Genomic DNA, 24,574 nt, shown 5'->3' on the forward strand with positions numbered 1-24,574 from the left:
TTCGGCTCTCGACAGGACTGTGTTGGTCTCGACACGCCTTCGCCTAGCGGCTCCGGCGGCTCGACCGACGGGGGTTACAGCCCGAGGTGGCGGCTGATGATCAGCTTCTGGACCTCGGTGGTGCCCCCGTAGATGGTCTGGATGCGGCTGTCGACGAACGCCTTGGCGATCGGGTATTCCATCATGTAGCCGTAGCCGCCGTGGATCTGTACGCCCTGGTCGACGAACTTCTTCTGCAGCTCGGTGGTCCACCACTTCGCCATGCTGGCCAGGACGGTGTCGGCGGTGCCGGCATTGAGCTGGGTGACGGCGTCGTTGAGGAAGAGGCGGGCGAGGTAGGCCTCGGTGGCCATCTCGGCGAGCGTGAACGCGGTGTTCTGGAAGCGGCCGATCGGGCGGCCGAAGGCCTCGCGGGTGCGGGCGTAGTCGAGGGAGAGCTCGAGGACCTGCTCGACCGCGGCGACCGCGATCGAGGCGACCGAGATGCGCTCCTGCGGCAGCAGGGTCATCAGCGAGATGAAGCCGGAGCCCTCCTCGCCGAGCAGGTTCTCCTTCGGCACGACCACGTCGGTGAAGGAGAGCTCGGCGGTGTCCTGCGCCTTCATGCCGACCTTGTCGAGGTTGCGGCCGCGCTCGAAGCCCTCCATGCCGCGCTCGACCACGAGCAGCGAGATGCCGTGGGCACCGGCGTCGGGGTTGGTCTTGGCGACCACGATGACCAGGTCGGCGTTGATGCCGTTGGAGATGAACGTCTTCGAGCCGTTGAGGAGGTAGTGGTCCCCCTTGTCGACCGCGGTGGTGCGTACGCCCTGGAGGTCCGAGCCGGCGCCCGGCTCGGTCATCGCGACGGCGGTGATGATGTCGCCGGAGACGCAGCCCGGCAGCCACCGGGCCTTCTGCTCCGGGGTGCCGAGGTGGGAGATGTAGGGGACGATGATGTCGGTGTGGACGAAGAAGCCGGGCCCGCTGGCGCCGATCTTCGCCATCTCCTCGTGGAGGACCGAGTTGAACCGGAAGTCCTTGATGCCGGGGCCGCCGTACTCCTCCTCGACGTCGAAGCAGAGCAGCCCGGTGTCGCCGGCCTTCTTCCACAGCTCGCGGGGGACGATGCCGTCCTTCTCCCACTGATCGTGGAAGGGCACGACCTCCTTCTCGAAGAAGGCCTTGGCCGTGGCGCGGAAGTCCTCGTGCTCGGCTTCGTAGATGGTGGGCTTCTCGGGCATGACACTCCTTCGTAGACAGTCGCGCTCATCGTGCCTCACGTCTGTGACGCAGACCGCATTCTCGGGTGGCGACGGAGCAACTGTGACAGTAACACTGGCGAAGTCGCAACCGTTTGGTCTACGGTCCCTGACTATGACGGAGACGACCGAGGAACTGATGACGATCGATGAGCTGTCGACCGCCACGGGGTTGTCGGTGCGTACGACGCGCTACTACGCGAGCCTCGGTCTGATCCCGCCGCCGATCCGCCGGGGGCGGGTGGCCTACTACGGTCCCGAGCACCGCGCTCGGCTGGATCTGGTCACCGCGCTCCAGGAGCACGGGTTCACGCTGCAGGCCATCGAGCGCTACCTCGGCCGGCTGCCCGCCGACATCACGCGTGAAGACCTCGCGATGCAGCGCGCCATGATCACCTCCTGGGCCACCGAGCCGACCGAGGACATCCAGGCCCGGATCGGGCGTGAGCTGATCGCGCTGGGTCTGCCGCGTGACGCGCTAGCGGCGGCGTACGCAGCGACTTCGCGCCTCATGGCGGATCTGGCCGACGAGCTCAACACGATCCTGCGCGATCAGGTCGTCGACCCGTTCAAGCGGACCCACCACACCGCGGAGGAGGCGGCGCATCTCGAGGAGGTGCTCCCGCGGCTGCGGCAGCTGACCACCGAGGCCATCGTGGTCAGCTTCCAGGACGCGGTGAATCGGACGATCTCCCGGAATCTATCGTGAACCTTTCGGACCTGCCCTGTTGACTGTGACAGTTTTAGTGTCACAATCGGCGCATGGCTGAAGCATTCATCTATGACCACCTGCGCACGCCGCGCGGGAAGGGTAAGAAGACCGGAGCGCTCCACGAGGTCAAGCCGATCGACCTGGTGGTCGGCCTGATCGACGAGGCGCGCAAGCGGAACCCCAACCTCGACCCCGAGCGGATCGACGACGTCGTCCTCGGTGTCGTCACCCCTGTCGGCGAGCAGGGCGGTGACATCGCCAAGACCGCCGCCATCAAGGCCGGTCTCCCCGAGACGACCGCCGGGGTGCAGCTCAACCGCTTCTGCGCCTCCGGGCTCGAGGCCGTGAACCAGGCCGCCTCCCGCGTACGCGGCGGGTTCGAGGACCTCATCCTCGCCGGTGGTGTCGAGTCGATGAGCAAGGCGCCCATGGGCAGCGACGGCGGCGCCTGGGCGCAGGACCCCGACACCGCGCTCAAGACCGGCTTCGTCCCGCAGGGCATCGGCGCCGACCTGATCGCGACCCTCGAGGGCTTCAGCCGCGCGGACGTCGACCGCTACGCCGCGCAGTCCCACGCCCGGGCGGCCGCGGCCTGGGAGAACGGCTACTTCAAGGACGCCGTCATCCCGGTCGTCGACCAGACCGGCCTGACCGTGCTCGACCACGACGAGCTGATCCGCCCCGGCACCACCGCCGAGACCCTGGCCGGCCTCAAGCCGTCCTTCCTCCAGCAGGGTCAGGAGGCAGGCTTCGACGACGTCGCGCTGGCCAAGTACCACTGGGTCGAGAAGATCGACCACGTCCACCACGCCGGAAACTCCTCCGGCATCGTCGACGGCTCCGCGCTGATGCTGATCGGCTCCGAGGAGGCCGGCAAGGCCAACGGGCTCACCCCGCGTGCCCGGATCATCTCGGCCGCCGTCTCCGGCGCCGACCCGACGATCATGCTCACCGGCCCCGCCCCGGCCTCGCGCAAGGCGCTGGCCAAGGCCGGTCTCACCGTCGACGACATCGACCTGTTCGAGATCAACGAGGCGTTCGCCGCCGTCGCGATGCGGTTCATGAAGGACATGGGCATCGACGAGTCGGTCACCAACGTCAACGGCGGCGCGATCGCCATGGGTCACCCGCTGGGCGCGACCGGTGCCATCATCCTCGGCACCCTGGTCGACGAGCTCGAGCGTCAGGGCAAGCAGCGCGGCCTCGCCACGCTGTGCGTCGGTGGCGGCATGGGTATCGCCACGATCGTCGAGCTGGTCTGACGCGTCCGCGAATGCTCACCGAGGTAACTCGGTGAGTGCCCACATCCCTCGTGGAACTCCACGAAGGAAGCGACAGCTGACCGAGGTACCTCGGTGAACATCCCGGGCCGTGCCCGACACAGACTTGAAGGAAGACAGATGAGCGAGACCGCAGTCCGCTATGACCGCGATGCCGACGGCATCGTCACCCTGACCCTGGACGACCCGAACCAGTCGGCCAACACCATGAACGAGCTGTACAAGACCTCGATGGCGGAGGCCGTCGAGAGGCTGTACGCCGAGGCCGCCAGCGATGAGCAGAGTGTCACCGGCGTCGTGATCGCCTCCGCGAAGAAGACCTTCTTCGCCGGCGGCGACCTCAAGAACATGATCCAGGTGCGGCCGGAGAACGCCGCCCAGGTCTTCGAGGAGGTCGAGTCGATCAAGGCGACCCTCCGCAAGCTGGAGACCTTCCCCAAGCCGGTCGTCGCAGCGATCAACGGCGCCGCCCTCGGTGGCGGCCTCGAGATCGCGCTGGCCGCCCAGCACCGCATCGCGCTGGACGCCCGCTACGACATCGGCCTGCCCGAGGTCTCCCTCGGTCTGCTTCCGGGCGGCGGTGGCGTCACCCGCGTCGTACGCCTCCTGGGCATCATGACCGGACTCATGGACGTGCTGGGTCAGGGCACGAAGTTCAAGCCGGCCGCCGCCGTCGAGAAGGGCCTCGTCCACGAGCTCGTCTCCTCCCCCGAGGAGCTCGTTCCCGCCGCGAAGGCGTGGATCAAGGCCAACCCCGACGAGATCGCCCAGCCGTGGGACAAGCCGGGCTACAAGATGCCCGGTGGCAAGCCGACCTCGCCGGCGCTCGCGGGCTTCCTGCCCGCGTTCCCGCCGATCCTGCGCAAGCAGCTCAAGCAGTCCGACATGCGCGCGCCGAAGGCGATCCTGTCGGCCGCGGTCGAGGGCGCGATGGTCGACTTCGACACCGCGACCCGGATCGAGTCGCGCTACTTCACCTCGCTGGTCACCGGCCAGCAGTCGAAGAACATGATCCAGGCGTTCTTCTTCGACCTCGGCGCCATCGGCGCCGGCACGCTGCGTCCTGACGGCGTCGAGAAGTTCAAGGCCACCAAGGTCGGCGTGCTCGGTGCCGGGATGATGGGTGCGGGCATCGCGTACTCCTTCGCCCGGGCCGGTGCCGAGGTCGTCCTCAAGGACGTCGCCATCGAGTCGGCCGAGCGCGGCAAGGCCTACACCGCCAAGCTCAACGAGAAGGCGGTCTCACGCGGCAAGCTGACCCAGGAGAAGGCCGACGAGATCCTCAACCGGATCACCGCGACCGTCAACCCGGAGGACTTCGCCGGCGTCGACGTCGTCGTCGAGGCGGTCTTCGAGGACGTCGCGCTGAAGCAGAAGGTCTTCAGCGAGATCGCCCCCTTCGTCAACGACGACGCGGTGCTCTGCTCCAACACCTCGACGCTGCCGATCACCGAGCTCGCCAAGGGGATCGACCGCCCGGCCGACTTCATCGGCCTGCACTTCTTCTCGCCCGTCGACAAGATGCCGCTGGTCGAGATCATCAAGGGCGCCGAGACGAACGACGTCGCGCTGGCCAAGGCGTACGACGTCGTCCAGCAGATCAAGAAGACCCCGATCGTCGTCAACGACAGCCGCGGCTTCTACACCTCGCGCGTCATCGGCACCCAGATCCAGGAGGGTCTGGAGCTGCTCGCCGAGGGCTTCGCGCCCTACTCGCTCGAGCGTGCCGCGACCCAGGCCGGGTTCCCGGTCGGGCCGCTGCAGATCGCCGACGAGCTCAACCACGAGCTCATGGTCAAGATCGCTCGTACGACCCGCGAGGCTGCCGGCGTCGAGGAGCTGACCACCACGGAGAAGGTGCTCAACCCGCTCATCGAGGCGGGGCGCTCCGGCAAGCTCAAGGGCGCCGGCTTCTACGACTACACCGACGGCAAGCGCGGCTCGATCTGGGCCGACCTCGGCAGCGTGTTCCCGGTCGCCGAGAAGCAGATCCCGATCAAGGACGCCGAGGAGCGGATGCTCTTCATCGAGGCCCTGGAGACGGCGAAGTGCTTCGAGGAGGGGGTCATCACCTCCGCCGCGCACGCCAACATCGGCTCCATCTTCGGTATCGGCTTCCCGCCGCAGACCGGTGGTGCGGCCCAGTTCATCACCGGCTACGAGGCCGCTGACGGCTCGATCGGTATCGAGGCCTTCCTGGCTCGTGCCGACGAGCTGGCGGAGACGTACGGCGAGCGGTTCCGCCCGACGCAGTACCTCCGCGACCTCGCGGCGAAGGGTGAGGGCTTCCCCGCCTGACCCACGGCACCATGTGGTGAACCGGCACGGATCCTGTGAAGGAACCGTGCCGGTTCGCTATTTGTGGAGCTGCCGCAGGTGGGCCCGTGCCACTCTTTGCCTTCCGAAGAGGTCGAGGAGGACGTACGTGGCGATGCCGGGCAGCCCACGGAGGCGCGAGCTATGGGTGGGGATCGTGGCCGTCGGGCTGGTCCTGCTGGTCGTGGTCGGGTGCGCGGTCGCGATGCTCTGGGCGCGAGACGGAGCGACAAGAGCGAAGACACTCGACCTCTCCGACGAATGGCGGTCCGTCTCCGGCGTACGCGACGTGGTGGCCGTCTACGAGTCGCGTCACGTTCCGGGGGAGGACTTCGGCGAGAAGGACCGCTGGGAGCACTCCATCCGTATCGACGTGACCCTCGAGGACGATCTGTCCGGGCCCGAGGCGGCCGAAGCCGGCGATGCTGTGCTCCGGTTGCTGGGAGCCGAGATCTCCTTGCTCGAGCCCGACGTCGCCGCTGACTGGAGCAACGCTTCGTTCGCGCTGGCCTCCACCGGCATCCGGGTAGCCGCGGGTGGGCTGGTCCCGATCGACGCGGTCGGTGACGCGCTCGCCGATGCCGTCGAAATGCGCGAGGCCGGTGCCACCTCGGTGTCGTTGAGCGTCTTGGATCAGCGGGCCGGCAGCCCCGCGAAGGCCGACGTAAGGGCGCCGAAGGAGGCGCTGGTTGCCGTCGCCACGGTCGCACGCAGCTCGCAGCGCCCGGCGGACCTCCTGGGCGGCGAGGCCTGGTATCGGTCGAACGAGCTCCCCGATCCGGCCGGGGTCAGGCTCGTGGTGGACGCCTCCGAGCGCCCGTCGGTGACCTCCGCTCAACTCTCCGCTCCCTTCGAACCGCTGATCGTCCTGGTCGAGGCCGCCGAGGGCGACCGGGTGATCGACGACGTCAGCCGGTGGCTCGCCGCCTATGACGGCTATCCCGTGCGGTCGGGGCAGCCGTTGGCGTACACGGTCCAAGGGACGCGCGGGGGCAAGGTCGAGGGCTGGGTCGGTGGGACGCCCCCGGCGCCGACGACGATGCCACCGTTCGGCGACGGCGCGCCTTGGCCCGCCGACGCCGGGGCGCCGTCCTGCCGGCCGTCGGATCTCGAGGTCGTGTTCGGCGGCCAGGATGCGGCTCTGGGATCGCGGCAGGCGTGGCTCCGGGCCCGTAACCTCGGCCGTCGAGCCTGTGCGATCGAGGGCGTACCCGCTGTCGAGTTCCTGAACGCTGCTGGTGCTCGGCAGACCGACGTGACGGCCAAGCCCTATGAACCGTCGATGGTGCCCGAGCGCGTCGTCGTCCCTCCGTCCCAGTCGGTGATGGCGGTGATCGACTGGCAGGCGATGTCCACGGCGAACGACCCTGACGTCACGACCGAGCTGCTCGTGACCGCGCTGCCCGGCAGCACGCCGATCACGCTCGGTGTCGCTGTCACCGACGGGCCGAGCGATCTCGACATCCTCGACGGGGCCGAGGTGAGGATCAGCCCGTGGGCGCAGGCCGCTGACTGACATATGCAGCGAATCAGGCAGCTGTGACGAATGGGTGGTAGAGCCCATTCGGAACGGCGCGTGGGCCGAGAAGACTCGGTGCCATGGGGGAGATGGCGACGGTTCTGGTGATCGCGGTGATCGCGGTCGTCCTCGTGGTGGCCTCGTTGCTGCGTCGGGCCCGCCGTGGTGAGTGTCTGGTGGTGACCAGGCACCGGCGGATCGTCCGGATCGCGTCCGACTCGATGACGCTGGCGATCCCCGGCTTCCACGAGGTGCTCGAATGGCCGACGGGTCAGATCGAGATCGCGATCGTCGTCCGGACCCGGACGGGCGACGGCCAGGACGTACGTGTCCTCGTCACCTTCTCCGTCGAGGTCGACCCGCCTCGGGTCGGCGCGGCGTACATCGACCCGCGCGCGGTCCTGCACACGGCACTGGAACGCCGGGTCGCCGACGCGGTCCGCGCCCGTCCCGCGGCGAGGCTGACCGATGAGCGTGACGGGCTCGTGGCCGCCATCGAGGGCATCCGGATCGACGGTCTCGCCGCCGGTGTGGTGACCGATCTGGTCATCGACGAGGTCGACCTGCTGCTGCATCCCGGCCGGCCCGACGATGACGGCTGAGCGCCGCCATCGTCGGGTCAGATCGGGCCGGGTCGGGTCAGCGGATGGTGCTGGTGGCCGCTGAGGTCGCCGTCTTGGTGTAGTAGCCGGCCTTGCGTCCGGTCACCCGCACGCGAATGCGGTCACCGCGGTCGACGGACCGCAGGCGGTACGTCTTCCCTGTCGCGCCCGAGATCGCGACCCCGTTGCGCAGCCACTGATAGGAGAACGAGATCCCCGACGGCTTCCAGGCACCGGGGTAGGCGGTGAGCAGATAGCCGACCCTGCGGGTGCCACCGATGGTCGGGGTGGCCGCGGTGAGATAGCCGGCCGCGATCCTCGCGGTCGCAGCGCTCGCCCGAACCCCTGGGTTGGCGGCGGGCCACGACGAGGAGTACGCCGTCACCCGGACCCGGATCTCCTTGGTGTGGTCGGAGCCGGTGAGCTTGTAGGTCTTCGCGGTGGCTCCTGAGATCGCGACGCCGTTGCGGAGCCACTGGTAGCGCACGGTCGTCGCCGTCGGGCTCCACGATCCCGGAGACGCGGTCAGGGTGTAGCCGACCCGCTGGGTGCCGCTGATCGTCGGTGCGGCGGTGCTCGCGACGGTCAGCGGGTTGCAGGTGTAGAGCTCGAGCCCGTCGACGAACCAACCGATCTGCGAGCCCTCACTGTCGCCGCGTACGACCCACTGGAACTGGACGGTCTTGCCGGCGAAGGAGGAGAGGTCGACGCGGGAGCTGATCCACCCGTTGGAGTCGCCGCCGAAGCCGGTCAGCGGCCTGGAGGGGTTGTTGAGCAGCAGCTTCTGCTTCGGCCCATTCACCCAAGCCGTCGACGGGATGGCGGTCGCGACCCCGTTGACCAGCAGGCGAGCCTCCCCGCCGTCGAAGTACTGCGGCGTCGGGTAGGCGGGGTCGTCGCCGGTGTACCACTCGAAGAGATACCAGTGGCTGAACCGGAGGTAAGTCCGCTTGCCGGCCGGCACGTTGATCGCGGCCGTCGTCAGGCCGCTGGACGTCGGGTCGCCGTACGCCGCCGGGTCGGGGTTCATGCCGAAGTCGGAGCCGTTGCCGTCACGGTCATTCGCGGGGATGCCCTGCGCGGCGTCGGGCGCCTGCGTCCACAGGACGCCGCGGCTGAGCGACGGAGTCGCCATTCCCACCTTGCCGGTGCTCCCCGCCGGACAGGTGTTCGGTGCCTCCGCTGGGCGGGTCGCGCCGGCCTTGGTGGGCGACTTGTCGAGCTCGGTCGCGGCAGTGGCGAGGTTGACCTGGGCACAGTCGTCCAGGGTGAAGCCGGCGGTGCCGGCGGCCACCAGCGCGGAACAGCCGTTGGCCAGCGTACGGCGCAGGTCGACGTACTGGCTTCCGGAGACGAGGTGCTGGATCGTGTAGAGGTAGAGCGCCGCGGTCTTCTGCAGGGTCGGGTCGCCGGCGTCGATGCCAGTGATGGTCCGGCCGTTGAAGGTGCCGCCCTGCGAGATCAGGTACGCCGTCTTGTTGCCGACGCCGCTGTTGGTGTGCACCCCGCCGCCATCGGCGTAGTAGCTGAGATCGTCGGCATCCCACAGCGAGCTGGTCATCCGGTCGGGCTGGTCGTGCGTCGTCGGGTTCGCGAGATCGCGGATCGCGCCGAACGAGGAGTCCTCACCGACGCGCCAGTCGGTCGGGGAGTCGCCGGGAGTGGCGTAGCGGTGGTCGACGATCTCGCCCATGATGTCGGCCATCGACTCGTTGATGGCACCGGACTCGTACCAGTAGAAGAGGTTCGAGCTGTTCTCGATCACGCCGTGGGTCAGCTCGTGACCGACGATGTCGTCGACGACCAGGCCCTGGCCGAGGTAGATCTGCTGACCGTTCCAGAACGCGTTGTCCATCGGGCACGGTGGCGTGTAGCCCGGCTCTGTCAGCTCGCAGTAGCGGGTCGTGGCGGTGACCGCCTTGCCGTTGACGCCATCGGACCAGCCGATCTCGTCGGTCAGGTCCAGCCCGAGGGAGGCGTAGAAGTCGGAGGTCGCGCCGAGCATGTCGTACGCCTTGTCGGCGTCGGCCATCCCGGAGGGCGCATCGCCCTCGCGCCGCTTGACCGTGAGGCTCGTCTCGGCGCAGCCGGTCGCCGCGGCGCGGACGTTGGCGTTGTCGCAGATGCGGCGGTTGGCGTGGGCGATCTCGTTGATGTGCATGAGTACGCGGCCGGTGCCGGCGTGAGCGAGCACGGTCTCGCGGATGGTGGAGCCGTTGGTCACCGAGAACCGGAAGACGCTGGTCTCGCCGATCTCCGGTCCGCGGACCAGGTCGTGGTCGTAGAGCCAGGTGCCCTCGTCGCTCACGGTGAGGCCGGTGGCCCCGTGGTTGGACTTGGCGACCACGGTCTTGGCCGCTGCCTTGGCCTTCGCGCGCATGGACTCGTCCGGCTGGGTGACCTCGGCGACGGTGGCGTCGGAGAGGTTGGTGGCCGCGGAGGTGAGGCCACGGTCCTTGTCCAGGCCGATGACCACCTCGCCGCCGAGGACCGGGAGACCGTCGACGTACTGCTCGTACCTGGTCACCGACCCGCCACCGACGGCCTTGCTGGTCGACGTCTGGCGTAGGTCCGTCGTCTCGGCGCCGAGCGCCTCGGCGGCGCGGTCGAGGTGGGCCTCGGCCGCCTTGGCGGGCTTGACGGTGACGCCCAGCGGGTCGACGGCCTCGGTCGTCGAGCCGATGAAGTCGGCGGTGCCATCGGCCGTGCGATGGATGGTGAGAGGGACGCCGGCGCGGTCCTTGTAGGTCGCGACCGGGTCGGGTTCGGCGGAGGCGGGCGGCGTCATCGGAAGCACGCTGAGCCCGCCGAGGGCAAGTGCGGTCGCAGTCAGGGCGACGACGTGTCTACGAGGTGACACTTCGACTCCTTCGGGAGTGGGAGCGGCCCGGAGGAGGTTCACGGGCCGGCAAGACCGCCGGCCCGATCCAGCGGGGAGAAGTCTCCCAGGCAGCCGTGGGTGCCGTCGCCCTCAATTCGGCGCCTTGCGACGGCCGAGACGTCAGCCCCGTCGGCCGAGTTGGCATCGTTGTGCCAACTCGGCCGACGTACGTGACGTCTCGGCGGGTGGGTCAGCGGATGGTGCTGGTCGCCGCCGAGGTGGCGGTCTTGGTGTAGTAGCCGGTCCTGCGGCCGGTCACCCGGACGCGGATGCGGTCACCGCGGTCGACGGACCGCAGGCGGTACGTCTTCCCCGTCGCGCCCGAGATCGCGACGCCGTTGCGCAGCCATTGGTAGGAGAGGCTGGTTCCCAAGGGCTTCCAGGTGCCGGGATAGGCGGTGAGCGTGTAGCCGACGCGGCGGGTGCCGCCGATCGTGGGGGTCACCGAGGTGAGATAGCCGGGTGCCACCGCCGCGGTCGGGAGGGTGGTGCTGCTCCCGCCGGCCCAGCCCGGGCTCCACGCCTCGACCCTGACTGTCATCTTGGCGCCGCGGTCGCTCGCGCGCAGCGTGAAGGTGTTGCTGGTGGATTCGATGATCGTGAGGCCGTTGCGCAACCAGACGTAGTTGTAGCTCTGGGGGGTTTGGTTCCACGTTCCCTTGGACACGGTGAGCTTGGAGCCGACGCGTGCGGTGCCGCTGATGACGGGACGTACGGTGGCGCGGATGGACGGGCCCAAGGCGATCGACGCCGTCGGTGCGCTGGCCTTGGTCCCGGAGGTTCCCGCGGACCATTCGGTCGAGCTCGCCGTCACCCTGACGGAGACACGGGTCGCGTAGTCAGCCGCCGCAAGGGTGTACGTCGAGGAGGTGGCCCCGCTGATCGGCGAGCCGTTGCGCAGCCACTGGTAGGTCACGCTCGTCGCTGCCGGCGACCACGTGCCCGAGGAAGCAGTCAACGTGGACCCGACCCGTGCGGTTCCGGTGATCGTCGGGGCGGCGGTGTTCGCCAGCGGAGCCGGCTCGCAGGTGTAGACCTTGATGTCGTCGAGGAACCAGCCGACGTACCAGCCGAAGCTGTCCCAGGACGCCTCGAAGTAGGGCCGCAGGGTGTGTCCGGCGTATTCCGAGAGGTCGACCTGGCTGGCGTACCAGCCTTTGCCGTCGCGAACGAAGCCTGTCTGGCCGGCGTTGGGGTTGTCGTTGTAATAGGGCGAGCTGGACGTCTGGATGCGCCCGTTGGGACCGTTGGTCCAGCCGTTGGTCCCCGAACGCCACGTGGTCTGGGTGGTGTCGTCGGTCCAGCCCACGGTCCCGCCGTCCCAGGCGCCGTCGGGGTCGTAGTCGAACAGGTGCCACTGGCGGAACCACATGTAGGTCGTCTGACCGGCCGGAAGCTGGATGCCGTTCAGCGTCTGGAGCCGGGTCCGGCCCTTCGACATCGTGCCGCTCCTGGCCGGCGGCGAGTAGTGCCACGCCTCCTTGCCCGAGGTGGCGTTCGGTCCCCAGTAGGTCGACGGATCGCGGGACCACGAGCCCGAGACGAACTTCGATGCGGCGTCACCGGTCTCGCTGTCGAAGAGCATGCGCACCGCGGTCTGCGCGGGGCACCCCATCTGCGCGTCGGTGCGGGTGCCCTCCGTCGTCGGGTTCGTACGCAGCTGGGTGACCTCGATGGCACGGCGGACGGTCGCGCAGTCCGAGCTCGTGAACCCGGCCTTCTGAGCGGTGGTCAGGTCGGCGCAGCTCTGCTCGAGCTGGTTGGCCAGGTCGGCGTACTCGGCACCGGGCGCCAGCCTCTGGAGGACGTCGAGGTAGAGCGTCGCGGTCTTGGTGAGCATCGGGTCGCCGGCATCGATGCCGGCGAAGTCGGTCTCCGCATGCACTCCGCCCTGCGAGATGAGGAAGGCGGTCCTGTTGCCGACGCCGCTGTTCGTGTGCACGCCGCCGTTGTCGTCGAGACCGGCGACGTACGCCGTGCTCGTCATCGTGTCGGGCTGGCTGTGGAGTGCGGGGTCCTTCATGCTCCGGATGGCGCCGCCGGGGAGGTCCTCGCCGAGTTCCCAGCCGCTGTCGTCGTCACCGGCAGCGGTGCGGCGCTGGTCGATGATCTCGCCCATGACGTCGGCGATGGACTCGTTGATGGCGCCGGACTGACCCCAGTAGAAGAGCTGGGAGAACCGGTCTATGACACCGTGGGTCATCTCGTGGCCGACGACGTCGTCGGCGATCGCGAAGCCGGCGCCGTAGTACATCTGCGTTCCGTTCCAGAACGCGTTGGCATAGGGGCATCCCGAGGACGTGGTGTAGCACCAGTTGACGGTCGCGGCAAGGCTCTTGCGGCCGTCGGCCTGAGTGACGCCGATGAGGCTCGTCAGGTCGAGGTTCCCGATCTGCTTGTAGAACGAGTCCACCTCGCCGGCCATGGCGAAGGCACTTTCGACATCGGCACTTTCGCCGGCTTCGCCGGTTTCGGTCCTTGCCGGAGCCGTGCACGGGACGTCAGTGGTGTTCGTCGCGTTGGCGTTGTCGCACACGACCCGGTCGAGGTGCTGGTTCTGGTCGATGTCCAGGAGGATCCGCCCGTCCTGGTCGTCGACGATCAACAGGCGGCGTGCGCCGTCGGCGCCGGAGACGTCGAAGCGCCAGCCGGTGCGCGAGCCGTTGTCCGTCGTCGTCCCGAACACGGCCGGGTCGAAGACCGTCCGACCGTCGCCGACGACGTCCCGGGGTGTGCCCTTGCCGGCGCGCGACAGCGTGGCCAGCGCGAGTGAACGCGCTCTGCTCTCGGAGATCCGCGGCTCGGCGACGGTGGAGGTCGCACTCAGGCTGGACGCCAGCGAGGCTAGGGCGCGGTCCGGCTCCATCGTCACGACCAGCTGGCCACCGAGCACCGGGATCCCGTCGACGCGCTGGTCGAGGCGTACGACGTCGGTGCCTGTTGCGGTGTGCGTCGTGCCGGCGAAGGCGAGGGTCGTTCCCGCACGATCAGCGCCGAAGGCTGCGCCGTAGCGGTCGACGTGCGCGCGGGCAGCGACGGTGGTCGAGTCCGTGCGGTCGACCGACGGGTTCTCGATCCGTCCGCCACCGGCGCCGGCGAAGCGCAGGGCGCCGTCCTGGCGGCGGGTCTGGACGGTGCGGTCGGCGTCGGCGTGGAGCCGTTCCGCCGCGATCGCCGGGGCGGGCTTGCCGGCTGCGTGCCCCGCGGGCACGAGCTCAGGGGTGAACACGGTCATAGCGATCGCGACGAGCGGTGTCGCGGTCAGCGCTGTGAGCCGGTGAAGGGATGCCATGTGCGGATCCGTCCGGTCAGTGGGAGTCGAAGCGGTGATGTGTGCCGCAGCGCCGACCCGAAACCGGCGACGGAAGTCGTACATGCGGAGGATGCGTCGGCAGCGAATTCTCCGAACCGTTGCCATCGATCCGCGGCGATACGACTTGCGACCCTGTGCATACTCGGTATATACATACTCAGTAACTAGGGAGGTGATCGAGTGTCCGTGAAACACGCACTGCTGGCGCTGCTGGAGAAGCCGCGCTACGGCTACGAGCTGCGCGCCGAGTTCGAGCAGCGCACCGGCGCGAGCTGGCCGCTGAACGTCGGGCAGGTCTATACGACCCTGTCGCGACTGGAGCGTGACGGCCTCGTCGAGGCTGGAGGGACCGACGCGGAGGGACGGTCCCTCTACCAGCTCACCGAGGCCGGCAAGGTCGAGGTGAAGGGGTGGTTCGACACCCCGGTGGAGCGTACGCAGCCGCAGCGCGACGAGCTCGCGATCAAGCTCGCGGTGGCGGTCGCGGTGCCGAGCGTGGACGTCGGCAAGGTCGTCCAGCAGCAGCGCAACGCGACGATGCAGGCGCTGCAGGGATACCGCCGCCAGTCGCGATCCGGAGCCGGTGACGACCTCGCCGGCGGGCTGGTCCTCGATCGCCTGATCTTCGCGGCCGAGGCCGAGATCCGCTGGCTCGACCACTGCGAGTCCCGGCTCCGCCGGGCGGCCTCCACGAGCACCGCTCCAGAGCCCGCCGAGCCCACCGAAGGAGGGGCGCGATGAACGCCGCCCTCGCCCACGACCTGCGCCGACTCAGCCACGACAGCGATCGCTGGCTCGCCGACGCCCGCGAGCGGCTCAGTCGCCGCGTCCACGCCACGCCCGCCAAGCCGGGCGACACCTCGACCAAGGAGTCCACCGATGAGTGAACCCGTCCTCCGGCTCACCGATGTGAGCCGCGTCCACGGCACCGGCGCCGCCGAGGTGCACGCCCTGCGTGGCGTCAGCCTCGCTGCGTACGCCGGTGAGCTGGTCGCCATCATGGGGCCGAGCGGCTCCGGGAAGTCGTCGCTGCTGACCATCGCCGGCGGTCTCGACTCGCCGACCTCGGGCTCCGTCGAGGTCGACGGCCAGGATCTCGATGAGGCCGGGGTCAGTGGGCGCGCCAAGCTGCGGCGTACGTCGATCGGCTATGTCTTCCAGGACTTCAACCTGATCCCGGCGCTGACCGCCGCCGAGAACGTCGCGCTGCCGCTCGAGCTCGACGGTGCCGGCCGGCGCTCGGCGCGGGCCGCTGCGAAAGCAGCGCTCGAGGAGGTCGGGCTCGACGGGTTCGCCGACCGGTTCCCCGACGAGATGTCCGGTGGGCAGCGGCAGCGGATCGCGATCGCCCGTGCGATCGTCGGCGAGCGTCGCCTGATCCTGGCCGACGAGCCGACCGGCGCGCTCGACACCGAGACCGGCGAGGACATCCTCAAGCTGATCCGGGCGCGCTGCGACGCGGGCGCGGCCGGTGTGCTCGTCACCCACGAGCCGCGCTACGCCAGCTGGGCCGACCGGGTGATCTATGTCCGTGACGGGCTCGTCGTCGACGAGGCCGGCGAGACCCCGAACCTGGCACTCGTTGACGAGGTTGAGGCATGAGTGGGCGTCTGGCCGGCTGGCGTCTTGCCCTGCGCATCGGGCAACGGGAGGCCCGGCGGGCGAAATGGCGCAGCCTGTTGGTCATCTTGATGATCGCGCTGCCGGTGGCGGGCGTGACCGCGGTCGCGGTGACGTACCAGACCTATGACGTCGACACCGTGGAGGGCCTCGACCGTCGGCTCGGCACCGAGGCCTCGGCGAGCATCGACGTCCAGGGCTCCGCCTCCGTGCGGCAGGGGATCGACCCCGAGAACGCCTCCGAATGGCTCGAGGAGTCCGACGCGGACCCGCTCGACGCGGCCGGGGTGAAGGCCATCATCGGGGACCGCCCGCTGCTCGTGGCCGAGGAGCGGACCTTCGACGTACGCACCGACAAGGGGGTCACCTGGGCCAGTGGTCTGGAGACCGATCTCAACGACCCGCTCGCTGCCGGTCTGGCCCGGCTGACCGAGGGCCGGCTCCCGCAGGGCCCGGATGAGGTCGTGGTCAACTCCAACCTCGCGTTCCGGGGTCCGGGCGTCGGTGAGGAGCTGCTGATCCCGAACGGCAACATCGATGAGACGCGCAAGGTCGTCGGGATCGTCGAGTCGGCGAACGTACGCAACGACCCCTTCATCGCCGGAGTGGACCTTCCGGTGGACTACACCAGCGATCGTTCGACCTGGCTGGTCGGGGGTGGACCGGTGACCTGGTCCAACATCGAGGACCTCAACGCGGCCGGAGCCTTCGTGCTCTCGCGTTCGGTCGTCCTGGACCCGTCGGCCGCGGCGCGCGCGGCCGACAAGGAGATCCGTCCGCCCATGGGGGCCCCAGACCCCTCCGAGCTCGTGGTCCTCGTCCTCATCGTGGTCATGGTGATCCTCGAGGTGGTCCTGCTGGCCGGGCCGGCGTTCGCGGTCGCGGCCCGGCGCCAAGCGCGCGACCTGGCCCTGATCGCGGCCTCGGGAGGGACCGCTCGTCAGTCCCGGCGCGTCCTGCTCGGGATGGCGATCGTCATCGGCGCGGTGGCCGCCGTCGTCGGTGCTGTCCTCGGGGTCGGTCTGGCGCGGCTGCTCCAGCCGCTCGCCCAGGATCAGGTCTCGGCCTGGTTCGGCCCGTTCGAGGTGCCGTGGCTGCAGGTCCTGGCGGTCGCCGTCATCGGCTTCGCGGCCGCGATCTGCGCGGCGATCGTGCCGGCCTGGATCGCTTCGCGCCAGAACGTCGTCGGCGTGCTGTCCGGGCGGCGGTCCGAGACCCTTCCATCGCGGCGCTCGCCGATCATCGGCATCGTGCTGGTGGCCGCAGGAGTCGCCTCGGCGGCGTTCGGCACCCGGAACGCGCTCAGTGGGATCCCGATCGCTCTCGGCGTACTGCTCTGCGTCGCCGGCGTGCTGTTCATCCTCCCCGCCCTCGTGTCCGCGGCCGCGCGGTTCAGCGCCCGGATGCCGCTGGTGATCCGGTTCGCGACCCGCGACGCCGATCGGCACCGCACCCGGACGGTGCCGGCTGCCGGTGCGATCGCGGTGACGGTGGTCGGTGTGGTCACGCTCGGGATCGCGTTCAGCAGCGACCAGGAGCAGAACCAGGAGAGCTACCTGCCCTCCTACACGATCGGCGACGCCGTGGTGCATCCGCGACACGGCGACACCGAGAGCGACGTCGATCCGGACGAGACGAGATCGCGGTGGGAGAACATCGCCGCGCAGGTCGAGAAGGCCATCCCGGGGGCGACGGCAGCGCTCACGATCGGCGCGACGTCCGATGCCGACGGACGGTACGTCGCCGTCGCGACCGGAGATGGTGGTTCGATCCCGCTCGACACCACCATCGGCGAGTTCGGCGACCTCGTCGTCTCCGACGCCGACGGCACCCTTCCGCCGGCGGTGGCGCGGTCGCTCTCCGAGCGTGATGCCGCCGCTGCCGTGGAGACCCTGCGGTCCTCCGGTGCGGTGGTGTTCACCACCGACGACAAGCTGGTGTCCTCGCAGCAGTCGGCGCGCCTGGTGGTCAAGGAGTGGTCCGAGGAGGAGCAGACGGAACGCGACGCCGTCACCGTCGACGTGCCGGCGACCTATCTCGACGTCGTCGACCGAGCCGCGCCCGCCTATGCAGTCGTGACGCCGGCGATGGTGAAGAAGCTCGGTGTCGAACCGCGGGTCCTGGGCCTCTACGTCGAGAACGCCCGGATCAGTGCTGCCGCCGAGACGGACCTCGACGAGGCCCTGGCCGCGGGGCAGTTCCCCACGACGATCCTGATCGAGCGTGGCTACCAGGAGACGGACACCGCCGTGATCGTCTGGCTGCTCCTGGTCTCCCTGGGAGCCGTGCTGATGATCGGTGGCGCGCTGACCGCGACTCACCTGGCGCTCAACGACGCCCGCCCCGACCTGGCGACACTGTCGGCGGTCGGAGCCAGGACGCGTACGCGACGCGGGGTCGCTGCCTCGTACGCCTTGGTCGTGACGCTCCTCGGGGCGGTCCCGGGCGCGCTGATCGGGTTCGTTCCCGGGATCGCGATCAGCTATCCGATCACCACCGAGGGCTGGCCGGAGCGCGACAGCGTCGCCGCGCATTACCTCGAGATCCCGTGGGACCTCGTCGGCATCGTGGTCGTCGGGCTTCCCCTGCTGATCGCGCTCATCGTCGCGGTCACCACCCGCGGTCGCCTGCCCATGGTGGCCCGGGTCGAATAGCCCGCCGAATCCTCAGTTGTGGGTGACGAAACTCGAGTTTCGTCACCCACAACTGCCTTCTCGGCGCGCCATTTGTGCGGACTCGGCGGGGCGTCAGGCCTTGCAGAGGCAGAAGGGGTGGCCGGCGGGGTCGAGGAAGACGCGGAAGGACTCGCCGGGCTGGACCTCGTGCTTGGTGGCGCCGAGGGCGAGGGTCGCCGCCTCGGCCTCGTCGAGGTCGTCGACGGTGACGTCGAGATGCGTCTGCTGAGGTACGTCCTGGCCGGGCCACTTCGGAGCCTGGTAGTTGTCGACGCGCTGGAAGTCCAGCGATCCGCCGTCGCCCCAGGCGCTGGCCCAGCCGCCGTCGTCGTCGACCTTGGACTCCCAGCCGAGGAGCTGTGCGTAGAAGGTGGAAAGGGCCGCCGTGTCGGGACAGTCGATGACCCACTGAGGATTGCGTGCGATAGCCATGCGGTCGACGTTACGAGCGGTTCCGGACGTTCTGCTTCCGCCTGTGGTGACGTCGTCTCAGAAAAATAAAGTCAGGGTTGACTGTTTGTTTCTGGCGCGGCAGAGTGCCTGTCTGTGAGCCAGGCCACCCGCATCCCTCAGGAACAGCGCACCCGCGCGATGAGGGCCCGTCTCCTCGACGCGACCGTCGAGCTGCTGGTCGAGCGTGGCTTCGCCGGCACCTCGACCACGCTCGTCTCCCAGCGCGCCGGGGTCTCTCGCGGGGCGCAGCTGCACCACTTCCCGGCCAAGAACGACCTGGTCGTGGCGGCGGTCGAGCACATCACCGAGGCCCGAGGTGAGGCACTCAAGGAGGCTGCCCGGGCGCTTCCGGAGGGCGGACAGCGCACGCGGCAGGTGCTCGCCATGCTCGCCGAGCAGGTCACCTCCCCGGTCTTCGCCGCGGCCCTGGAGCTGTGGGTGGCGGCCCGCACCGACGAGCAGCTGGCTGCCGCGGTGGGTCCGCTCGAGCAGCGCATCGGCCGCGAGCTCCACCGGGCCACGGTCGAGCTGCTCGACGTGGACGAGAGGAAACCCGGCGTGCGCGAGCTCGTGCAGGCCACGCTCGATCTGGTCCGCGGCCTGGGTCTGGCTGACACGATTACCGACGACGCCGCCCGACGCGAGCGGATCCTCGATCACTGGGCCGAGGTCCTGGAAAGAGAGCTGCAATGAGTGAGCGCAAGCGAGCGAACCTTGAACCTTTCATCGGGCCGCGTCCGTACTCTGGCGCGTGCGCTACGGAGGTGGCCCGATGAGTCTGCTGGATGAACTTCTCGAGGACCTCTCCATGGAGGGGTTCGAGCTGCGCCAGGTGGTGGCGGGGCTGAGCGAGGCGGGCTGGCGCGAACCGACGCCGGCCGCGGGCTGGGACGTCGCCGCCCAGATCGCCCACCTGGCCTGGACCGACGAGGCCGCGCTCGCCGCGACCGAGTGGGTCGCGGGTGACGCGACCGCGTGGGACGAGCTGGTCACCGAGGCGCTCAAGAATCCCGAGGGGTACGTCGACGAGGCTGCGCTGGCACTGGCCACGATGCCGGCGACGGACCTATTGGAGCACTGGGACGGCGTACGCGGCGAGCTCGCCGGGGCGCTCGCGAACGTCCCGAACGGGCAGAAGCTGCCCTGGTTCGGGCCGCCGATGTCGCCGGCCTCGATGGCGACCGCGCGGTTCATGGAGACCTGGGCCCACGGGCTGGACGTGCGTGAGGCGCTCGGTCTCGCCTACGAGCCCAGCGACCGCATCAAGCACGTCTGCCACCTCGGCACCCGCACCCGTGACTTCTCCTACGGCGTCCACGGTCTGACTCCGCCGAGCTCCGCGTTCCGGATCGAGCTGACCGCGCCGTCCGGTGAGGTCTGGGAGTGGGGGCCTGAGGATGCGGCGCAGAGCGTCCGAGGACCGGCGTACGACTTCGCACGTCTCGTCACCCAGCGCATCCACCGCGACGACACCGCGCTGGAGGCCACCGGGGATGACGCCGAGAAGTGGCTGAGCATCGCCCAGGCGTTCGCCGGTCCTGCCGGCTCCGGACGGGCTCCGGAAGGGGACGCGCGATGATCACGATCGGCAACTGCTCCGGCTTCTACGGCGACCGGTTCTCGGCGATGCGCGACATGCTCGAGGGCGGTCGGCTCGACGTGCTCACCGGCGACTACCTCGCCGAGCTCACCATGCTCATCCTGGGCAAGGACACCCTCAAGGACCCCTCGACGGGCTATGCCAAGACCTTCCTGCGCCAGGTCGCGGACAGCATCGACCTCGCCCTGCAGCGAGAGGTCAAGATCGTCTCCAACGCCGGCGGTCTCAACCCCGCGGGTCTGGCTCAGGCGATCGAGGCGCTGGGGACGAGCGCCAAGGTGGCCTACGTCGACGGAGACGACCTCCGGGGTCGTCTCGACTCCCACCCCGACGCGCTGACCGCCAACGCCTATCTCGGTGCCTTCGGGATCGCGCACGCGCTCGACGCCGGCGCCGACATCGTCGTCACCGGTCGGGTCACTGATGCGAGCGTCGTCGTCGGACCGGCGATCGCCCACCACGGCTGGAAGCGCGACTCCTACGACGAGCTCGCCGGCGCCGTGGTCGCCGGGCACGTGATCGAGTGCGGCACCCAGGCGACCGGCGGCAACTTCTCCGGGTTCCTGACCATGTCGCCGCAGGCTCGGGCGCGTCCGCTGGGCTTCCCGGTCGCCGAGATCGCCGTCGACGGCTCCTCGATCATCACCAAGCAGGACGAGACCGGCGGTACGGTCACGGTCGACACGGTCACCGCCCAGCTGCTCTACGAGATCCAGGGCCCGCTCTACCTCGGTCCCGACGTGACGACCGACCTCACCTCGATCCGTCTGGAGGAGGTCGGGATCGACCGGGTCGCGATCACGGGCGTGACCGGCACGCCGCCGCCGGCGACCCTCAAGGTCGCGGTCAACTCGCTCGGGGGCTACCGCAACTCGGCCGAGTTCGTGCTCACCGGCCCCGACATCGACGCCAAGGCCGCCTGGCTGCGTGACCAGCTCGACGCCGAGCTCCCGATCGGGCCCGACTACACCTGGTCGACCTACCGCGTCCCTGCCCCCGACTCGCCGACCGAAGAGGGAGCCGCCTGTATCCTGCGGCTCTCGGCGCGGGCGGCGGACGCCGACGCCGTCGGACGTGCCCTCACCGCACCGGCCATCGAGCTGGCGCTCGCCTCCTACCCGGGCTTCCATGTCACTGCGCCCCCGGGACGGCCGTCTCCGTTCGGGATCTACAAAGCTGCGTACGTCCGGCGCGACCGCGCCCCGGAGACCGTCCACCTCCCCGACGGTTCTACCTACGAGGTCCCGGCCCCCTTGGCGTATGCCGAGCCGTCGCCGCAGCGCCCGCAGACGTTCGCGTCCCCGGCATTCGGCGTGCCAGTCGGTTCGCTCCGTTCTGTGCCGCTCGGCGATCTGGTCTACGCACGCTCCGGGGACAAGGGCGGCGATGCCAACCTCGGGCTCTGGGTGCCGCAGGGCCGACCGGACGTTGCCGTCGAGTGGCTGTTGCGCACCGTCACTCAGCCATGGGTGCGGAAGCTGATCCCCGAGGCCGAAGAACTCGCCATCGACATCACCCCGCTGCCGCACCTGCGCGGCGTGAACATCGTCATCCACGATCTGCTCGGGGAGGGCGTGGCCGCCTCGACGCGGTTCGACCCGCAGGCCAAGGGGCTGGGCGAGTGGGCCCGGAGCCGATTTGTCGACATCCCGGAGGAGTTTCTGTGAGCAGCGACCTGTTCCAGCTGGGCGCAGAGTTCGCCCGCCGTGAGGTCTTCCCCGACCTGCAGGTCTGGGAGGACAACCAGGAGATCCCACGGGAGGTCCACAAGGCCGCCGCCAAGCAGGGCCTGCTCGGGATCGGGTTCCCGGAGGAGGCCGGCGGCGAGGGTGGCGGACTGGCCGACACCGTCGCGGTGACCGAGGGGATGATGTCCGAGGGCGCCTCGTCCGGCCTGCTCGCGGGCCTGTTCACCCACGGGATCGCGCTGCCGCACATCGCCAAGCACGGCTCGCCCCACCTCATCGACACCTACGTCAAGCCCACGCTGGCCGGTGAGAAGATCGGCAGCCTTGCCATCACCGAACCCGACGGCGGCTCCGACGTCTCCCATCTGCGCACCACCGCGGTCCGTGACGGCGACGAGTTCGTGGTCAACGGCGCCAAGACGTTCATCACCAGCGGCGTACGCGCCGACTTCGTCACCACCGCCGTCCGCACGGGCGGGAAGGGCGCCGGCGGCATCAGCCTGCTCGTGATCGACAAGGACACCCCTGGCTTCACGGTCACCCGCAAGCTGGCCAAGATGGGCTGGCACTGCTCCGACACCGCGGAGCTCGCCTTCGAGGACGTACGCCTCCCCGCCGCCAACCTCGTCGGCGACGAGAACGCCGGGTTCATCTACATCGCCGAGGCGTTCGTGACCGAGCGGATCGCGCTGGCCGTGCAGGGCTACGGCACGGCCGCCCGCTGCCTGGCGCTCACCGCCGACTTCTGCCGCCAGCGCGAGACCTTCGGTGAGCCCCTGATCAAGCGTCAGGTCGTACGTCACAAGCTGGTCGAGATGCACCGGCAGGTCGAGGTGGCCAAGGCCTACACCCACGCCGTGGTCGCGCGCTACGACCGCGAAGGGTCCACCCAGGCCACGATCGCCGAGGCGGCGCTGGCCAAGCAGACAGCGGTCGAGGCCTGCACCTGGGTCGTCGACCAAGCCGTCCAGCTCCACGGCGGGACGGGATACATGTACGGGACCGAGGTCGAGCGGCACTACCGCGACGCCCGGATCCTGCCGATCGGAGGAGGAGCGACCGAAGTGATGACGGACCTGGCCGCCAAGCTGTTGGGACTGGACCGATGAGCAACAGAGAAGCCCTCCTCGAGAAGATCGAGGCCCTGGACGCCGAGCACGCCAAGGCGGCGACCGGAGGCGGGGAGAAGTACGTCGCCCGCCACAAGGCCCGCGGCAAGCTGCTCGCCCGCGAGCGGATCGAGCTGCTGCTGGACGAGGGCAGCCCGTTCCTGGAGACCCAGCCGCTGATCGGCTGGGGCAGCGACTTCCCGGTCGGTGGCTCGATCATCACCGGCATCGGTGTGGTCGAGGGCGTCGAGTGCATGATCGTCGCCAACGACCCGACGGTGAAGGGCGGGGCGCTCAACCCCTACTCCCTCAAGCGCTCCTTCCGGGCCGCGGAGATCGCGGAGAAGAACGGTCTCCCGACGATCAACCTCACCGAGTCCGGCGGCGCCGACCTGCCCACCCAGAAGGACATCTTCATCCCCGGCGGCAAGGGGTTCCGCGACCTGACGCGTGCCTCCGCCCGCAAGCAGCCGACCATCTCGGTGGTCTTCGGCAACTCCACGGCCGGTGGTGCGTACGTCCCGGGCATGAGCGACTACGTGATCATGGTCAAGGAGGGCGCGAAGGTTTTCCTGGCCGGCCCGCCGCTGGTGAAGATGGCCACCGGCGAGGACACCGACGACGAGTCGCTGGGCGGCGCCGAGATGCACTCGCGCATCTCCGGCTCCTCCGACTTCCTCGCGGTCGACGAGCACGACGCCATCCGGCAGGCGCGACGCGTCGTGGCCCGGCTCAACTGGCGCAAGCGCGGTCCCGAGCCGAAGGCGAGCTACGAGCCCGAGCTCGACCCCGACGGCCTGCTCGACCTGATCCCGACCGACCTCAAGGAGCCCTTCGACCCGCGCGAGGCGATCCTGCGGATCGTCGATGGGACCGGGCCTGACAACGAGGTGCCGTTCGACGAGTTCAAGCCGCTCTACGGATCGAGCCTCTGCGTGGGCTGGGCGCGGCTGCACGGCTACGAGATCGGCATCCTCGCCAACGCCCGCGGCGTACTGATGAGCGAGGAGGCCCAGAAGGCGGCGCAGTTCATCCAGCTCGCCAACCAGAAGGACACCCCGCTGCTGTTCCTGCACAACACGACCGGCTACATGGTCGGCACCGAGTACGAGCAGGGCGGCATCATCAAGCACGGCGCCCTGATGATCAACGCGGTCTCCAACTCCACCGTCCCGCACCTGACCGTGATCATGGGCGCGAGCTACGGCGCGGGCAACTACGGCATGAACGGCCGTGCGTACGACCCCCGCTTCCTGTTCACGTGGCCCTCTGCCAAGTCCGCGGTCATGGGGCCGGCCCAGCTCGCCGGGGTGATGGAGATCGTCGCCCGCGAGTCGGCCGAGAAGAAGGGCGAGGTCTTCGACGCCGACGGGTTCAAGGGCGTCAAGGAGATGGTCGAGGGGATGGTCGAGGAGCAGTCGCTGCCGATGTTCCTCTCCGGCCTCGGCTACGACGACGGGGTCATCGACCCGCGCGACACCCGCACCGTCCTCGGCCTCTGCCTCTCTGCCATCGCCACCCGACCGATCGAGGGCGCCATGAACTTCGGCGTCTTCAGGATGTGA

The 24,574-nt window shown here is 69.4% G+C and carries 18 protein-coding genes; 14 read left to right on the plus strand and 4 right to left on the minus strand.

Annotated elements, in window-relative coordinates:
* Positions 1-74: 74 nt before the first annotated feature.
* A complete protein-coding gene (locus ACIO3S_RS26055) occupies positions 75-1,223 on the minus strand; it encodes an acyl-CoA dehydrogenase family protein (protein WP_378725591.1) in 1,149 nt (382 codons plus the stop codon).
* Positions 1,224-1,356: 133 nt separating this feature from the next.
* Between ACIO3S_RS26055 and ACIO3S_RS26060 the strand changes: the two genes are divergently transcribed.
* From ACIO3S_RS26060 to ACIO3S_RS26080, 5 genes are all read left to right on the plus strand, one after another.
* Entirely contained in the window at positions 1,357-1,950 is a 594-nt protein-coding gene (locus ACIO3S_RS26060) for a helix-turn-helix domain-containing protein (RefSeq protein ID WP_160025873.1), read from the plus strand.
* Between the two features lie 53 nt (positions 1,951-2,003).
* Positions 2,004-3,215 (plus strand): acetyl-CoA C-acetyltransferase, encoded by a 1,212-nt coding sequence (locus ACIO3S_RS26065; RefSeq protein WP_091043431.1) that lies wholly within the window; start codon positions 2,004-2,006, stop codon positions 3,213-3,215.
* 138 nt (positions 3,216-3,353) lie between these two features.
* Entirely contained in the window at positions 3,354-5,531 is a 2,178-nt protein-coding gene (locus ACIO3S_RS26070; RefSeq protein WP_400468885.1) for a 3-hydroxyacyl-CoA dehydrogenase NAD-binding domain-containing protein, read from the plus strand.
* 133 nt (positions 5,532-5,664) lie between these two features.
* On the plus strand, positions 5,665-7,065 hold the full coding sequence (locus ACIO3S_RS26075; protein ID WP_400469079.1) for a DUF4232 domain-containing protein: 1,401 nt from the start codon (positions 5,665-5,667) through the stop codon (positions 7,063-7,065).
* A gap of 83 nt (positions 7,066-7,148) precedes the next feature.
* The gene (locus tag ACIO3S_RS26080) at positions 7,149-7,670 is read left to right on the plus strand and encodes an SPFH domain-containing protein (RefSeq protein WP_400468887.1); all 522 of its coding nucleotides are present in this window, start codon (positions 7,149-7,151) and stop codon (positions 7,668-7,670) included.
* Between the two features lie 37 nt (positions 7,671-7,707).
* Here the strand turns inward: ACIO3S_RS26080 and ACIO3S_RS26085 are convergent, their stop codons facing one another.
* Both ACIO3S_RS26085 and ACIO3S_RS26090 read right to left on the minus strand, forming a co-directional pair.
* Positions 7,708-10,530 carry a M4 family metallopeptidase gene (locus tag ACIO3S_RS26085; protein WP_400468889.1) on the minus strand — a complete coding sequence of 941 codons (2,823 nt, stop codon included), beginning with the start codon at positions 10,528-10,530 and terminating at the stop codon, positions 7,708-7,710.
* Between the two features lie 211 nt (positions 10,531-10,741).
* Positions 10,742-13,843 carry a M4 family metallopeptidase gene (locus ACIO3S_RS26090; protein WP_400468891.1) on the minus strand — a complete coding sequence of 1,034 codons (3,102 nt, stop codon included), beginning with the start codon at positions 13,841-13,843 and terminating at the stop codon, positions 10,742-10,744.
* Positions 13,844-14,044: 201 nt separating this feature from the next.
* Here ACIO3S_RS26090 and ACIO3S_RS26095 point away from each other — a divergent pair, with 201 nt between their 5' ends.
* The 4 genes from ACIO3S_RS26095 to ACIO3S_RS26110 are packed head-to-tail and all read left to right on the plus strand — an operon-like array spanning position 14,045 to position 18,138.
* Positions 14,045-14,605: a PadR family transcriptional regulator gene (locus ACIO3S_RS26095; protein WP_400468893.1), complete on the plus strand. Its 561-nt coding sequence runs from the start codon at positions 14,045-14,047 to the stop codon at positions 14,603-14,605.
* Positions 14,602-14,751, plus strand: a complete 150-nt coding sequence (locus tag ACIO3S_RS26100) for a hypothetical protein (RefSeq protein ID WP_400468895.1) — start codon at positions 14,602-14,604, stop codon at positions 14,749-14,751. Before ACIO3S_RS26095 ends, ACIO3S_RS26100 begins: the two co-directional genes overlap by 4 nt.
* Entirely contained in the window at positions 14,744-15,466 is a 723-nt protein-coding gene (locus tag ACIO3S_RS26105; protein WP_400468897.1) for an ABC transporter ATP-binding protein, read from the plus strand. Before ACIO3S_RS26100 ends, ACIO3S_RS26105 begins: the two co-directional genes overlap by 8 nt.
* Positions 15,463-18,138, plus strand: coding sequence for an FtsX-like permease family protein (locus tag ACIO3S_RS26110; RefSeq protein ID WP_400468899.1), 2,676 nt, complete (start codon positions 15,463-15,465; stop codon positions 18,136-18,138). The genes ACIO3S_RS26105 and ACIO3S_RS26110 overlap by 4 nt, the downstream gene beginning before the upstream one ends.
* A 93-nt stretch (positions 18,139-18,231) precedes the next feature.
* On the opposite strand, the gene ACIO3S_RS26115 is transcribed toward ACIO3S_RS26110, so the two are convergent.
* Positions 18,232-18,591 (minus strand): VOC family protein, encoded by a 360-nt coding sequence (locus ACIO3S_RS26115; protein ID WP_160025863.1) that lies wholly within the window; start codon positions 18,589-18,591, stop codon positions 18,232-18,234.
* A 114-nt stretch (positions 18,592-18,705) separates the two neighbouring features.
* On the opposite strand from ACIO3S_RS26115, the gene ACIO3S_RS26120 reads away from it, so the two are divergent.
* The 5 genes from ACIO3S_RS26120 (at position 18,706) to ACIO3S_RS26140 (ending at position 24,574) form a co-directional block, all read left to right on the plus strand.
* Positions 18,706-19,305, plus strand: coding sequence for a TetR/AcrR family transcriptional regulator (locus tag ACIO3S_RS26120; protein ID WP_400468901.1), 600 nt, complete (start codon positions 18,706-18,708; stop codon positions 19,303-19,305).
* Positions 19,306-19,384: 79 nt separating this feature from the next.
* Entirely contained in the window at positions 19,385-20,191 is an 807-nt protein-coding gene (locus tag ACIO3S_RS26125) for a TIGR03084 family metal-binding protein (protein ID WP_400468903.1), read from the plus strand.
* Positions 20,188-21,879 carry an acyclic terpene utilization AtuA family protein gene (locus tag ACIO3S_RS26130; protein WP_400468905.1) on the plus strand — a complete coding sequence of 564 codons (1,692 nt, stop codon included), beginning with the start codon at positions 20,188-20,190 and terminating at the stop codon, positions 21,877-21,879. The genes ACIO3S_RS26125 and ACIO3S_RS26130 overlap by 4 nt, the downstream gene beginning before the upstream one ends.
* Complete coding sequence (locus ACIO3S_RS26135) at positions 21,876-23,009, plus strand: acyl-CoA dehydrogenase family protein (RefSeq protein ID WP_400468907.1); 1,134 nt, start codon at positions 21,876-21,878, stop codon at positions 23,007-23,009. Before ACIO3S_RS26130 ends, ACIO3S_RS26135 begins: the two co-directional genes overlap by 4 nt.
* A complete protein-coding gene (locus ACIO3S_RS26140; protein WP_400468908.1) occupies positions 23,006-24,574 on the plus strand; it encodes an acyl-CoA carboxylase subunit beta in 1,569 nt (522 codons plus the stop codon). Before ACIO3S_RS26135 ends, ACIO3S_RS26140 begins: the two co-directional genes overlap by 4 nt.

Origin of the sequence: Nocardioides sp. NPDC087217 (assembly GCF_044744805.1) — a bacterium.
Taxonomy (GTDB): Bacteria; Actinomycetota; Actinomycetes; order Propionibacteriales; family Nocardioidaceae; genus Nocardioides.